This window comes from Arthrobacter sp. V1I9, from assembly GCF_030817075.1.
Classification (GTDB): domain Bacteria; phylum Actinomycetota; class Actinomycetes; order Actinomycetales; family Micrococcaceae; genus Arthrobacter.
Map to the genome: position 1 here is coordinate 3,588,751 of NZ_JAUSYU010000001.1, position 12,897 is coordinate 3,601,647.

At 64.1% G+C, this 12,897-nt stretch carries 10 protein-coding genes; 1 reads left to right on the forward strand and 9 read right to left on the reverse strand.

From position 1 onward, the window contains the following. Window positions 1–46: 46 nt before the first annotated feature. The 5 genes from QFZ70_RS16800 to QFZ70_RS16820 all read right to left on the reverse strand — a co-directional run bounded on the left by QFZ70_RS16800 (window position 47) and on the right by QFZ70_RS16820 (window position 8,446). Window positions 47–2,554 carry an FAD-dependent oxidoreductase gene (locus QFZ70_RS16800; RefSeq protein WP_307097227.1) on the reverse strand — a complete coding sequence of 836 codons (2,508 nt, stop codon included), beginning with the start codon at window positions 2,552–2,554 and terminating at the stop codon, window positions 47–49. 37 nt (window positions 2,555–2,591) lie between these two features. Further along, a complete protein-coding gene (purU, locus tag QFZ70_RS16805) occupies window positions 2,592–3,521 on the reverse strand; it encodes a formyltetrahydrofolate deformylase (RefSeq protein WP_307097228.1) in 930 nt (309 codons plus the stop codon). Between the two features lie 9 nt (window positions 3,522–3,530). Then, complete coding sequence (locus tag QFZ70_RS16810) at window positions 3,531–5,471, reverse strand: BCCT family transporter (protein ID WP_307097230.1); 1,941 nt, start codon at window positions 5,469–5,471, stop codon at window positions 3,531–3,533. A 258-nt stretch (window positions 5,472–5,729) separates the two neighbouring features. After that, window positions 5,730–7,145: a ferredoxin reductase gene (locus QFZ70_RS16815; protein ID WP_307097231.1), complete on the reverse strand. Its 1,416-nt coding sequence runs from the start codon at window positions 7,143–7,145 to the stop codon at window positions 5,730–5,732. Next, window positions 7,142–8,446, reverse strand: coding sequence for an aromatic ring-hydroxylating dioxygenase subunit alpha (locus QFZ70_RS16820; RefSeq protein WP_307097233.1), 1,305 nt, complete (start codon window positions 8,444–8,446; stop codon window positions 7,142–7,144). Before QFZ70_RS16820 ends, QFZ70_RS16815 begins: the two co-directional genes overlap by 4 nt. Window positions 8,447–8,603: 157 nt before the next feature. On the opposite strand from QFZ70_RS16820, the gene QFZ70_RS16825 reads away from it, so the two are divergent. Continuing rightward, window positions 8,604–9,536 (forward strand): LysR family transcriptional regulator, encoded by a 933-nt coding sequence (locus QFZ70_RS16825; protein ID WP_307097234.1) that lies wholly within the window; start codon window positions 8,604–8,606, stop codon window positions 9,534–9,536. Between the two features lie 71 nt (window positions 9,537–9,607). Here the strand turns inward: QFZ70_RS16825 and QFZ70_RS16830 are convergent, their stop codons facing one another. The 4 genes from QFZ70_RS16830 to QFZ70_RS16845 all read right to left on the reverse strand — a co-directional run bounded on the left by QFZ70_RS16830 (window position 9,608) and on the right by QFZ70_RS16845 (window position 12,885). Beyond that, complete coding sequence (locus tag QFZ70_RS16830) at window positions 9,608–10,417, reverse strand: IclR family transcriptional regulator (RefSeq protein ID WP_307097236.1); 810 nt, start codon at window positions 10,415–10,417, stop codon at window positions 9,608–9,610. 35 nt (window positions 10,418–10,452) lie between these two features. Beyond that, window positions 10,453–10,908, reverse strand: a complete 456-nt coding sequence (locus QFZ70_RS16835) for a CBS domain-containing protein (RefSeq protein ID WP_307097237.1) — start codon at window positions 10,906–10,908, stop codon at window positions 10,453–10,455. A 26-nt stretch (window positions 10,909–10,934) separates the two neighbouring features. Continuing rightward, window positions 10,935–12,140: an MFS transporter gene (locus tag QFZ70_RS16840; RefSeq protein WP_307097238.1), complete on the reverse strand. Its 1,206-nt coding sequence runs from the start codon at window positions 12,138–12,140 to the stop codon at window positions 10,935–10,937. Between the two features lie 73 nt (window positions 12,141–12,213). Beyond that, window positions 12,214–12,885 carry a GntR family transcriptional regulator gene (locus QFZ70_RS16845; protein ID WP_307097239.1) on the reverse strand — a complete coding sequence of 224 codons (672 nt, stop codon included), beginning with the start codon at window positions 12,883–12,885 and terminating at the stop codon, window positions 12,214–12,216. Window positions 12,886–12,897: the final 12 nt, after the last annotated feature.

Consider the following 12,897-nt stretch of genomic DNA (forward strand, 5'->3'; position numbering starts at 1 on the left):
TTCGTTGTCGGCGGTGACCGCAGGGCTCAACCAGCGGACAGGCCGGTCAGCCGCGAAGCCGCTCCATGCCCGGGTCGAACAGCGGTTCGGCCGAGACGGTGGCGGCGATGCGCCTGCCGAAGTACTCGACCTCGACGGCGTCGCCCTCGGAAACCGAGGCCGGCAGCCAGGCGTACGCAATCGGCTTGCGGACCGAGTAGCCGTAAGCCGCGCTGGTGACGTAGCCAACTGCTGTGCCATCCACGTACACCGGCTCCTTGCCCAGCACCAGGGACGTGCCGTCGTCGACCGTCAGGCACCGCAGCGCCCGGGTGGCAGGCTGCTCCTTGCGCTCAGCGAGGGCCTCGGCGCCCACAAAGCCGGTCTTGTCCTTGGCGATGGAGAAGCCCAGGCCGGACTCGTACGGGTGGTGCTCCGACGTCATGTCCGTGCCCCACAGCCGGTAGCCCTTCTCGAGCCGCATGCTGTTGAAGGCGCCGCGCCCGGCCGCGATGATGCCGTGCTCCCGGCCTGCTTCGAACAGCAGGTCCCACAGCTTCAGGCCGTACTCAGCGGTGGTGTACAGCTCCCAGCCAAGTTCGCCCACGTAGGAGAGCCGCATCGCGGTGACCGGGATGCCGCCTACCGAGATTTCCTTGGTCCGGAAGTACTTCAGGCCGTCGTTGGTCAGGTCGTCGGAGCTGACCTTGCCGATGACTTCGCGCGCCAGCGGCCCCCACAGGCCGATGCAGCAGGTGCTGCCGGTGATGTCCGAAACGTGCGCCCACTGGGCAGGATCCGTAGCAGACTGCTTGCGGGCCTCCACCCGGAGGTAGTCGAAGTCCACATTGCTGTTCACGCCCAGCTGGAATTCCTCCTCCGCCAACCGTGCGACGGTCACGTCACTGCGGATGCCGCCGTCGTGCTCCAGGAGCAGGCAGTACGTCACGGCACCCGGCTTCTTGGCGATGTTGCCCGTGCTAAGACGGTGCAGCAGCGCCTGCGCGCCCGGACCCACCACGGACAGCCGCTTCAGCGGAGTCATGTCATAAAGTCCGACTGCGGTGCGCGTCCTCCACGCCTCGGCGGCGGAGATGGGGGACGAGAACATTCCTGCCCACTCATCCCGCTCCGGCGTCTGCCATTCGGTGGGCAGTTCCTCGAGCAGCCCACGGTTGGCCTCGAACCAGTGCGGGCGCTCCCAGCCGGCGGACTCCAGGAAGAACGCCCCCAGCTCCTTCTGCCGCACGTTGAACGGGCTGACGCGCAGGTCCCGCGGGGATTCCCTGGGCTGCAGCGGGTGCATCACATCGTAAATCTCCACGAAGTTCTGCTGGGATGTCTCGCTGACATACGCGTCAGAGGTCTGCACCTTCTCGAAGCGGGTCAGCTCACAGCCGTGCAGGTCCGTGCGGGACCGGCCTTCCACCAGCAGTTCCGCCATTGCCTTGGCCACGCCGGCCGAGTGCGTGACCCAGACGGCTTCGGCCACGAACAGGCCCTCGAGGTCGGGCGCCTCGCCCATGAGCGGGCCGCCGTCGGGGGTGAAGGAGAAGATGCCGTTGAAGCCATCCTCGATCTCGGCGCTGCGCAGCGCAGGCAGCAGGTCCCGGCTGTCCTCCCAAGCGGGCAGGAAGTCTTCCAGGGTGAACTCCAGGCGGGAGGGCATGCGGTGGTCCGACATTTCCTCTGCGGCGACCTTCGGCAGGGCGGACATGTCCACCGGCATGGGGCGGTGGGCGTAGCTGCCGATACCGATGCGGTTGCCCCATTCGCGGTAGTACAGGTCCTTGTCCTGGTAGCGCAGGATGGGCTTGCTGGCACCCTTGGGAAGCTCGTTGACGCCCTCAAGTTCGGGCAGCGGGGTGCTGACCACGTACTGGTGCGCAAGCGGCAGCAGCGGTACCTCAAGGCCAACCATCTTGCCGAGCTCACGGCCCCAGAAGCCAGCACAGGAGACTACGATGTCTGCCGGGATCAAACCCTGGGACGTTTCCACGCCCGTCACCTTGCCGCTCTCCTGGGCGATGCCGGTGACGGTGGTGTTGCCCTGGTACGTCACGCCAGCCTCGCTGGAGCGCTCGATCAGCAACTGCACCGCACGGGCGGCCAGGGCCAGGCCGTCGGTGGGAATGAGCAGGCCGCCCAGGACTTCGCGGCCGCCGGTGAGCTTGCCGGTGTTCAGGAGGGGGTAGATCTTTTCGCATTCGTCGGCGTCGACGATCCGGCTTTCGACGCCCCAGGAGGTCATCACGCCCATCTTGCGCTTGAGGTCGGCCAGGCGCTCGGGGGTGGTGGCCAGTTCCAGGCCGCCAACCTGGTTGAAGCAGGACTCGCCGTCCTTGCTCAGGGAGAGGAACTTGTTGACCGTGTAGGTGGCGAATTCGGTCATGGTCCGTGACTGGTTGTTCTGGAACACCAGGCCCGGCGCGTGCGAGGTGGAGCCGCCGGCAAGTTCCAGCGGGCCCTGTTCCACCACCGTGATGTTGGTCCAGCCCCGGGTTACGAGTTCGTCGGCAAGGTTGGTTCCGACGATGCCGGCGCCGATAATGACAACGCGTGGTGATGCGCTCATGGTGTAGTTCTCCTGTTGTGCGTGGCGGGCGTTGGCGTTAGCGGAAGACGACGGTGCGGGTGTTGTTGAGCAGGACCCGGTGCTGGCTGTGCCACCTGACTGCCCGGGACAGTGCCTGCGATTCGGCGTCCCTGCCGACAGTGACCAGTGCATTGGGGTCCAAACTGTGGTCCACCCGGAAGACTTCCTGCTCGATGATCGGGCCCTCATCAAGGTCGGCGGTGACGTAGTGCGCGGTGGCTCCGATCAGCTTCACGCCACGGTCGTAGGCCTGGTGGTAGGGCTTGGCGCCCTTGAACCCGGGCAGGAAGGAATGGTGGATGTTGATGGCACGGCCGCGGAGATTGCCGCAGAGCTCGTTGGAGAGCACCTGCATGTACCGGGCCAGGACCACCAGGTCTGCCTGGTACTCCTCGACCAGTTCCAGCAGTCGCGCCTCGGCCTGCGGCTTGGTGTCCGCGGTGACCGGGACATGGATGAACGGCAGGCCGGCGGCTTCCGCCATGGGACGGAGGTCCTCGTGGTTGGACACCACGACGGCGATCTCCGCACCCAGGCTGCCGGCGCGCCAGCGGAAGATCAGGTCGTTGAGGCAGTGGCCGAACTTAGACACCATCACCAGCAGCCGCTGCGGCCTGCCGTCGTGGATGGTGAACTCCATGCCGAACTCATCGGCAACTGCGGCGAACTCCGCGCTGAGGCCTTCTGCGGAAACTTCCTTGTCTCCCGGAGTGAAGGCCGTGCGCAGGTAGAGCTTGCCGCTCATGTGGTCATCGAACTGCTGGTGTTCAACAATGTCGAAGCCGCGATCAGCGAGGAATGCGGTGATCGCCCGGACGATTCCGGGGCGCTCCGGGCAGGCAAGGGTGAGGACGTACTGTGCGGTGCCGGTGTTGCGGACGCTGGGGACGGCGCCGGCTTCCGCCGTCGCGTTGGCGGTGGGCCGTCCTTCGAGGACTGTGGTCATGGTGTGCTCCTAGGGTGCTTGCGTGTGCTTGGTGGCGACGGCGGAATCCGCCGGAATGGGATTGACTGCGGTGGAGCCGGCCGTACTGGAACTGCCGTGGCACGGCGCGTCCTCTGAACAGCGTTCACCGCATTCATGCTTTGTCACGAGGTCAAACTGGGCGCCGCCGTGCTGGTCCACGCCCGTGCGGATGGCGCGCTCCACCACCGAATCAGCCAGCCGCCGTCGCAGGGACAGCGGATCCCGGCGCAGGTCCTTGACCAGGGCGAAGCACAGCAGCAGCATGACCAGCACGAACGGCAGGGCCGCCACAATGGTGATGCGCTGCAGGCCGGAGAGCGCCTCGGACGGTTTGTCGCCGCCGGCCAGCATCATCACGGCAGCTACTGCACCTGTCAGCAGGCCCCAGAAGATGATCAGGCCGCGCTTCGGGTCAGAGGATCCGTTGGAGCTCAGGGACGCCATGATGATCGACGCCGAATCCGCTCCGGTGATGAAGAAGATGGCCACCAGGACCATGGCCAGGACAATGACCGCTCCGGTCAGCCAGGCAGGCATGGACATGTTCTTCACGAGGTCGAACAGTGCTCCGTCGAAGTTGATCGAAGGTGATCCGCTTGCCATGGACACCAGGCCAGGGGTGCCGGCCTTGTCCGCCTCCTGCTGGACGTGGAAGGCCGTGCCGCCAAAGATGCCGAACCAGATGACGCTGACCACGCTGGGGACGAGCAGGACGCCGGTGACGAACTGGCGGATGGTGCGGCCGCGGCTGATGCGGGCAATAAACATGCCCACGAACGGCGTCCACGATACCCACCAGGCCCAGTAGAAGATGGTCCAGCCGGACAACCAGGTCCGCAGCGCTTCGTCACCTACGGCCTCGGTCCGCGAGGACATTTCGGCGAGGTCCCTGGCGTAGTCTCCTACCGCAGCGGGGATGAGGTTGAGGATGAACAGGGTGGGCCCGGCGACGAAAACGATGAGCGCCAGGATCACGGCCAGGACCATGTTGATGTTGGACAGCCATTGGATGCCACGGCTGATCCCGGAAATGGCCGAGGCGACGAAACAGGCGGTCAGGATGGCAACAATGGCCACCAGGACAGGGGTGCCGGTTTCGCTGATCCACCCGTTGGATGTCAGTCCGCTGCCGATCTGGAGTGCGCCGAGGCCGAGGGACGCCGCCGTGCCGAAGAGCGTGGCAAAGATCGCCAGGATGTTGATGAACCTGCCCACCGGCCCTTCCACTGTCCTAATCCCGAACAGGGACGTGAACGCTGCGGAGATGAGCTGCCGGCGGCCGAGGCGGTAGGTGCCGTAGGCCATGGCAATTCCGACGACGGCGTACATGGCCCAGGGGTGAAGGGTCCAGTGGAAGATGGAAGTGGCCATGGCCGTCTGGACGGCCGCGGGCGTCCGTCCATCGACGGTTCCCGGCGGCGGGGAGACGAAGTGGTAGAGCGGCTCGGCCACGCCGTAGAACATTAGGCCGATGCCCATGCCGGCCGCGAACATCATGGCAATCCATGAGACCGTCCGGAACTCGGGCTTTTCGCCGTCTTTGCCCAGCGGGATGTTACCCCACTTGCCCAGGGCCAGCCACAGGACAAAAACGACGAACAATGAAGCCAGGACCATAAAGAGCCAGCCGGTGTACTCCATGACCCAGTCCAGGGCGAGGGTTGAGGTGGAGGACAGGCTGTCCCGACCCAGGAAGCCCCATGCAACAAAGGCCAGGGCGAGGATGCCCGTGATGCCGAAGGTGACTTTGTCCAGGGTGAGCTTTCGGTTTCGGCGCTCTGCCACGGCCTGTTCAGCACGGCCTTGGCGGAGTTCCTGCATGATCTGTTCGGTGTCCTCCACCTCGGCCTCCGGATGGTGGGAGACCGGCTGGGGATCCGGTTCGGGCCGGACGTCGTTGTCCGGACGGGTTTCACTGTTTAAAGCCATGAGCAAGTCCTTAGTTCGGATTCATGGGGTGGCGCTGTACTCCGGCGTCCCCAAGCCGGGCGGAAGATCGGGCTTCCTGGTATTCAGTAATCAAGGCCAGCTTTGCTTCCATCGTGGCGGCTGTTCCGTAAAGATCAACACGTCTCGCAATAAGCAACAGAGTGGCTCGGATCACAGCCTGGTGTCAAGGTTTTTCTGAACTCTTAAGCTCTATTTCTCGGTTTCCGGCCGCGCCTTGACGGTGGACCGGAACAGGGGCTAGGCATCGATCACCAGGTCCGTCTGCGCCGTGGAGCAGCAGGGCAGGAACTTGCCTGCCGAGATTTCCCGCGCCCGGATTCCGCCCTGGTGGTTCATATCGACCTCCCCTGAAAGCTTGACGACCTTGCAGGAGCCGCACATGCCTTCCTTGCAGTTCGCGCCGATCCTGACGCCGGCGCGCTGGGCCGCCTCAAGGATGTGTTCGGTAGGGTCGATTCGCACATTGATGCCGGTACGCATAAAGGACATAGTGAGGCTGCCTGCTCCCACCGTGCTGAAGGTGGATGCGTCAGGGGCACCGGCTTCCGGCTCCCCGCCCGGGCTGTCGGCAGAGGGGTCGGAGCCGGGCTTGTCCGGGTCGCTGATTTCCAGCGGCAGTCCCGAGGCCTGCAGAGTTCCGTCTGCGTCGTAGCCAGGCTCGTAGAGCCCGAACGCGGCGGGCTGGCTTTCGTAGTAGTCCTCCGCGGATTCTGCGATTTCCTCGGCAATTTCCTCCGCGACGTCGGCTGCAAGTGCCACCTCCGCCTGGTATTCAAGGAGTGTCTGGCGGTCTCCGGAGAAGAACTCCATGTAGATGGAAGTGTCGTCGACACCGACCTTCGTGAGGAGCTCGGTGGCGGTGTTCAGGTAACCCTCCGGGCCACACGCGTACACCTGGCGCCCGTTGGCGTCCGGAGCCACCTCCTCGAGCATTGCCGCCGTCAGCCTTCCGCTGAGTCCTTCCCATCCCTCCGGCGCACTGCGGTCACCCAGGGAATAGTAGACCTTGACGCGCGAGTCTACGGAGGCGATATAGGCCAGTTCCCGGTGGAAGGCAAAGCCGCCAGCATCCGAGCCGTGGTACAGCACCACAACATCGGCGTGTCCAGGCAGGGAGTGGATGGTCCGCACCATGGACATGATGGGAGTGATGCCTGCGCCGGCGGCAAGCAAAAGGTATCGTGCCCGCCGGTCGGCATCGGGCAGGTGGAATGCTCCCACCGGTCCCAACATCTCAAGGACGGTGCCGGGCTTGACGTTTTCGTGTACCCATGGCGATACCAGTCCCGTGGAGTCGCACTTGACGGTAATGCTGAAGGTCCACGGCTCGGTGGGCGAACTGGACAGCGAGTAGCTGCGGTCCACCGGTTCCTGGTCCTCACCATTTACGGGAAAGGCGACGTTCACGTACTGGCCGGCACGGAACGCCAGGGGCGCGCCGTCGCAGCGGCGGAACACGAAGGTCATCATGGCGCCGGCCTCGGGAACCGTCTCGACGCATTCGGCCATGAACTCCTGGGGATGCCACGGGCCCAGTGCACGGGCTGCCCGGGCAGGCGTCTCAGTGCTTCCCATCACCCTGTTCCACGGCATCTCAAGACCGCGAATGCGCTGTGGTTCCTGGATTGCCGTTTCAGTGAGGAGTTCAATCATGCCAAGTGCTCCTGCACGCGCTGCACGTACCAGTTGATGAATGCCTCCACCTGGTATTCGCTCTTCATGTACGGGCCGGGCTCGTAGGCGGGACTGCCGGCACCCTGCTGGCAGAGCTCGACGAACGCCTTGTCCTGCAGGTTCGTCTGCTTCCAGGTGTAGGTGAGCTTCTCCAGGTCGTAGTCGACACCTTCCACCGCGTCATCAGCTACCAGCCAAGTGGTGCGCACGAGGCTCTGGTGTTCGTTGATGGGGAAGACGCCGAACGTGATGACATGGTCTCCGAGGAAATGGAACCAGCTGTTGGGCTGCAGGTGCATCGAGCAGCGGCCAAGGCGGAAGTCGGGCAAGTCCCCGAGCAGCTTCTTGGAAAGCCTGCGCCCGTCGGCGGAGAACGATTCGCCCTCTCCATCGAGTGGCTCCCGTGAGATGCGGATTCCCGCGATGCGCGTGTCAAGCTGCTCCACCACCTCGTAGGGAAGACCGTAGCGGCGGCAGCGCTCCTCGAGGGACGATTCGGCCTCCTTGTTCCGGTCCCACACTTCCTCAAGATGAGCCGGGATCAGGCCCTCCGTCAGGCCCCAGGTGGGGAAGAGGGAGCAGGCGAGCTCAGGGTGGCCGTCGCAGTGGTAGCACTCACGGTTGTTCTCCATGACGAGCTTCCAGTTGCTTTCTTCAATGATGTTCTGCTGGTACGCGATCTTGGTTTTCGAAAGATCGTGGGGCGCCAGGTAGGGCTCGAAGATCTTTGCGGTTTCGTCGAAGTCCGTCGGCGGTTCATCCGCAATGCAGACGAAGATCAGTCCGGCGACCTCGCGGCCGTGGGCGCGCTTGAGGCCGAAGCAGCTCTTGTCGAACTTCGTTTCCCCCGGCGCGGAGGCATGGATCAGGTTGCCCTCCGGGGAGTAGGTCCAGGAGTGGTAGCCGCAGACCAGGTTTCCGGTTGACCCGGCAGCTTCGGTGAGAACACGTGCGCCGCGGTGGCGGCATACGTTGTGCAGGACGTTGACGCCGCCGTCGTCGTTGCGCAGCACAATCAGGGAGTAGGGCCCGTAGTCGACGGTTACGTAGTCGCCCGGCTCCGGCAGTTCCGCGGTGCTGGCGGCATAGATCCAGTGCTGGCCGAAAATGGCCTCCATGTCGATCTTGAAGATCGAGGCATCGGTATAGAAGGGGGCATCGAGGGAGTAGCCGGTGCGCCGGAACTCAAACAAGGCGGTAATTTCTGCCAGCTGCTCGCCAGGCAAGGAGGCAGCGATTTTTCCGCGTGTATTGAGGGGCACGTTCACTGGAGCAGTCATGGGTTTCCTCCCGGGAGGCATGGGTAGTGGGTGTAGCGTTGGCCACGGGTGCGCGGATGCTACCGACATGGTCGAAGAACTTGTAGTAATGAGATTAGGGTCACAAGAGCTGCAACAAAAGCGCAAGTTTTTGAAGATAACCATGCAGAATTGATGCATGATCGATCCAAGGCTCATCACACTCCGCGTGTTCGCCCGGTGCGGCACCATAGGCGCGACCGCGGAGCTGACCGGATATTCCCCTTCTGCCGTCTCCGCGCAGTTGCGGGAGCTCCAGCGCGTGCTTGGAATGCAGCTGCTGACGAAAGACGGCCGGGGCGTCCGGCTTACCGCCACGGGTCGCTTTCTCGTGGCGGGCTCGGATCCCCTCATTGCCCAGTGGGAGAGCCTGCGGGCCGCAGCCATGGAGGCCGGTGACCAGGTGCAGGCCCATTTTGGCCTCGGCGGATTTTCCACTGCAGCCGCCCAGTTGCTCGCGCCGCTGGCCGCCGCACTGCGCTCAACACGCCCGCTGCTGGAGGTACAGGTTCTTGAGGCTGATCCAGCCCGCTGCTTCGATTTGTTGGTCGCGGAACGAATAGACCTTGCGGTCATTGTCGCCACGCAGTCCGACACTTATGGCGAGGACGATCCCCGCTTCGAGCAGACAGTTCTGCTCGACGATCCACTGGACGTGATCATTCCTGGTGACCATCCGCTGGCGTCACGGGAAACAGCGACACTTGAAGACCTGGCATCGGAACCCTGGATCACGGAGGCCGCTGGTTCCACCTACCATTCCCTTTTCATCGCGGCCTTCACTGCAGTCGGGGTGACACCGCGGGTTGCGCATGAAGCCGTTGAATGGGAGACCCAGATCGCCTTCGTGGGTGCCGGGCTGGGCGTCGGCCTGCTGCCCCGGCTGGCACCTTTGCGTGGTGCCGAGAACGTGGTTCGGCTACGTATCACGGGTAAGGCCAAACCCACGCGCCGCATTGTCGCCGCGGTGCGAAGGGGCAGCATCGCTTCACCCCTGATTCAGGAGTCGCTGCGCATCCTGCAGGTAAACGCCAATCGGATCCTCACCGCCCGTCTCGAAGAGGATCTCTGAGCACTGCCGGCACGGGCCGTCCTGGCGTTCAGCAGCTCTTCCTTATCCCCGCAAGGAAGGACGCGGGCGAATCAATGGCGGGCGTAGCCCAGCCGCGTGCTGATTTTCAGGCCGGCTTCTTTCAACCCGTCCAGAAGTCCCGGTTCCTCTTCCGGTTCGAAGCGGAAGGCGGGCCCGGAAATGCTGACGGCCCCGACGACGGCCCCCACGTGGTTGTAGACCGGCACCGAGATCGAGTTGAGCCCGATCTCGAATTCCTCCCGCACCACGCCATAACCCTTCCGGGCGACGTCAAGTAACTGGGTTTCGAGTTCTTTCCTGTCCGTGATGGTGCGCGGAGTGCGGGCCGGCAGCCCGGTTTCCTTCAGGATCCGTGCCCGCTCGTCCGCTGGCAGCCCCGCAAGCAGGATCTTGCCGCTGCTGGTCGCGTGCAACGGCGTCAAGCTGCCCACCCAGTCGTAGGTGGCGAGGGTGGAAGGGCCCATGGCCTGGTCCACGTTTACGGCGAAGTTGGAGCGCAACACCGCCAGGTTGACGGTTTCCTTGAACTCTTCGGCCAGGGCTTCGAGCACGGGGCGCGCTTCCCGCACCAGGCTGAGCCTCCCGGGGATGGAACTGGCGAGGCGCAGGATGCCGAAGCCCAGCTGGTACTTGCCGCGTTCACTATTCTGGTGGACCATCTCGCGACTGACCAAGGAACCGAGCAGGCGCGACACCGTTGACTTGTGAATGCCCATTTCTTCGGCGATTTCGCTCACTCCGGCATGGCCGTCCCGGGCCAGGATTTCCAGGACTGCCAGGGCACGGTCCACAGACTGAACGCCGCCGGACTGTCCCGCCTCAGCGTCGATGTCGGGTTCACGCTCATTGTTCGAAGCCATGGTCCATAATCTCAAGCAGGGCGCGCATGGTGAAATCAACCACACGCAAAAGGTGCCCCGCTTGGGTGTTGGTACTGCCGTTCTGCTGCCCGGGCAGCAACTCCTGCATCGCTGCAAAAGCCGAGGCCGCTCCGCTTCAGGCAGAGCAGGCCAAGAAGCGTGCCGTCGTCGTCCACCACCGCAAGCCGGCGCCGGCCAGCTGCCTGCAGCGCGGCGATGCCGGCTTCGACAGGCACTCCGGGAGCAATAGTCCTGTTACGCGTTACCCCGTAAGCGACGGCCTGGGCAGCAGGTGGTGCGCCCTCCGGGATATCAGACCGCTCCAAAGTGCTGAGGAGGCGGCCAGCCGGGTCCACGACCAAGGCCATATGGACGTGGTCGTCGCCGAAGAAGCTGCGCACTTGCTCCACGGTGCACTCCTGCAGCAGTGTCTTCGGGCAGGTGACCATAACGTCTTCCACACGCGCCTGCCGGGGATTCTTCTCAACCATGCGGCTTTTCAACACTCGCCCGTACGTCATGCCGGACCGCCGATGACCCTGTCGCGGCCCGCGAGCGCGCCGGTCAGGGCCAGCACCACCATAATCCCCGCGGTAACGAGGAGCGGGACTGTCCATCCTCCGCTCACATCGCGAAGGGCCCCGAACATCACCGGCCCCACAGCAGCCATGCCATAGCCAACGGATTGCGCCATGCCGGAAAGGGAGGCTGCCTGCGGGTAGTTGACGGTGCGGAGGCTGAACAGCGACAAAGCGACGACAATAAGGGTCCCGCATCCGACTGCTCCAAGAAAAACCCACAGCAGGATGAGGTCCGGCGCAAGTGCCAGCCCGAGGAACGTCACGAACATGACCGCGCCGCTTGTGAAGCAGACAAGCTTTTGGTCCGGACCCCGATGGAGGATTCCCCCTGCCGCAAGGCTGGCGAAGACGCTGATGAGCAGGAAGACGGAAAGGTGGATGCCGGCGGTAGCGGCGGGGACCCCGCGGCTTTGTTCAATGGTGGGCAGCCATGCCATCAGGACGTAGAAAGCGATGGACTGCAGTCCCATAAAGAACGTCACTTGCCAGCCCAAAGCTGAGGCCCAGGGCGACCGGTAGGAAACCTCCGGGCTCGTGGAGGTCATGGTGCCGGACATGTGCCGGCGCAGCCACGGCAGGAGCACCGCCATGGCGATGAGGGCAAGTCCGACCCAGATACCGAGGGCGAGCCGCCATCCCGCCGGTGACGTTTGTGCCACGGGAACGACGACGGCGGCCCCCATTGCAGCGAAGGCGGCCTGTGTGGCGGTGTAGCTTCCGGTGACCTGGCTGACCCTTTTGGGAAAGTCCCGCTTCACGAGGGAGGGGACCAGAACATTGAGAAACGCGATGGCCAAGCCAATCATTGCTGTGCCCGCCCAAATGAGGCCAGGCCCCGGTAGGGAGCGGAGCACGATGCCCGAGGCCAGGATCAGCAGGGACATCCACAACGCACGGTCGAGACCCAGACGTGAGGCGAAAGCGGGGGCCACGGGTGAGAAGACTGCGAAGGCAATGAGCGGAAGACCCGTCAGGAACCCTGCTGCGGCACTGGATAGGCCAAGGTCATCGCTGATATTTGCGAGTACGGGCCCCACGCTGACAAAGGACACCCGAAGGTTGACTGCGATGAGCAGGACGCCGATGAAAGCGAAGCCGATCCTGGCAGTGCGGTCCGATGCGTTCCTGATGGCAGTGGGCATGGCGCGTTTTTCCATCCTGTTGTAGATGAGGGGCACTGGGAGTAATGGTTCCGAGCGGCTGACCACCAGGTGGTTACAACACCTTGCGTATGGTTTCCTCGAAGCTTGTGACGTGGTGCAGGGCCAACTCACTTGCCTTGTCGGCGTCGCCTGCAGCCACCGCCTTGAGCAGGTCCACGTGCTCGGTGATGTGACCGGTTACTGACGGCACCTTGTCCAGTACCACGCACCAGATGCGGGTGGCCAGGTTGTCGTACCGTATCAGCGTGTCTTCCAGGTGCGGGTTGGCAGCGGCTTTGTATATGAGCCGGTGCACCATCAGGTCGTAGCGCATCAGGTCGCGGGACTCCCCTGCCCCCGGATCAATCCCGGCGATGGCATCTGCCACCTGCAGCAGTTCCCGCCGCATGCTCTCGCTCGCCCGGCCCGCGGCGCGGCGGGCAGCGAGGGGCTCCAGCAGCTCCCTGATCTCCGAGACGTCGGCCAGCTCAGTGAAGTCCACATTGGTGGCGAAAGTCCCCCGGCGCGGATAGGAAATGACCAGGTGATCCACCTCCAGCCGTTTGATGGCCTCGCGGACGGGCGTACGGCTGAAGCCGAGCTCGGCCGCCAACAGTCCGTCATTTATCGGCTCGCCCGGGCGGATCTCCAGCATGATCAATTTGTCGCGCAGCTGCCGGTAGGCAGCCTCCGCCTGCGACGGCGCTTCCTCCTCCGCCGGGGTCAGGGCAAGAAGTGCATTCAAGGGGCTGCTCCA

Excerpts from the sequence above, each read along its gene's own strand:
- QFZ70_RS16810 (WP_307097230.1), bottom strand. The coding sequence starts at position 5,471 with ATGGCTTTAAACAGTGAAACCCGTCCGGACAACGACGTCCGGCCCGAA.
- QFZ70_RS16825 (WP_307097234.1), top strand. The coding sequence starts at position 8,604 with ATGATCGATCCAAGGCTCATCACACTCCGCGTGTTCGCCCGGTGCGGC.
- purU (WP_307097228.1), bottom strand. The coding sequence starts at position 3,521 with ATGACCACAGTCCTCGAAGGACGGCCCACCGCCAACGCGACGGCGGAA.
- QFZ70_RS16835 (WP_307097237.1), bottom strand. The coding sequence starts at position 10,908 with ATGGTTGAGAAGAATCCCCGGCAGGCGCGTGTGGAAGACGTTATGGTC.
- QFZ70_RS16830 (WP_307097236.1), bottom strand. The coding sequence starts at position 10,417 with ATGGCTTCGAACAATGAGCGTGAACCCGACATCGACGCTGAGGCGGGA.
- QFZ70_RS16800 (WP_307097227.1), bottom strand. The coding sequence starts at position 2,554 with ATGAGCGCATCACCACGCGTTGTCATTATCGGCGCCGGCATCGTCGGA.
- QFZ70_RS16820 (WP_307097233.1), bottom strand. The coding sequence starts at position 8,446 with ATGACTGCTCCAGTGAACGTGCCCCTCAATACACGCGGAAAAATCGCT.
- QFZ70_RS16815 (WP_307097231.1), bottom strand. The coding sequence starts at position 7,145 with ATGATTGAACTCCTCACTGAAACGGCAATCCAGGAACCACAGCGCATT.
- QFZ70_RS16840 (WP_307097238.1), bottom strand. The coding sequence starts at position 12,140 with ATGCCCACTGCCATCAGGAACGCATCGGACCGCACTGCCAGGATCGGC.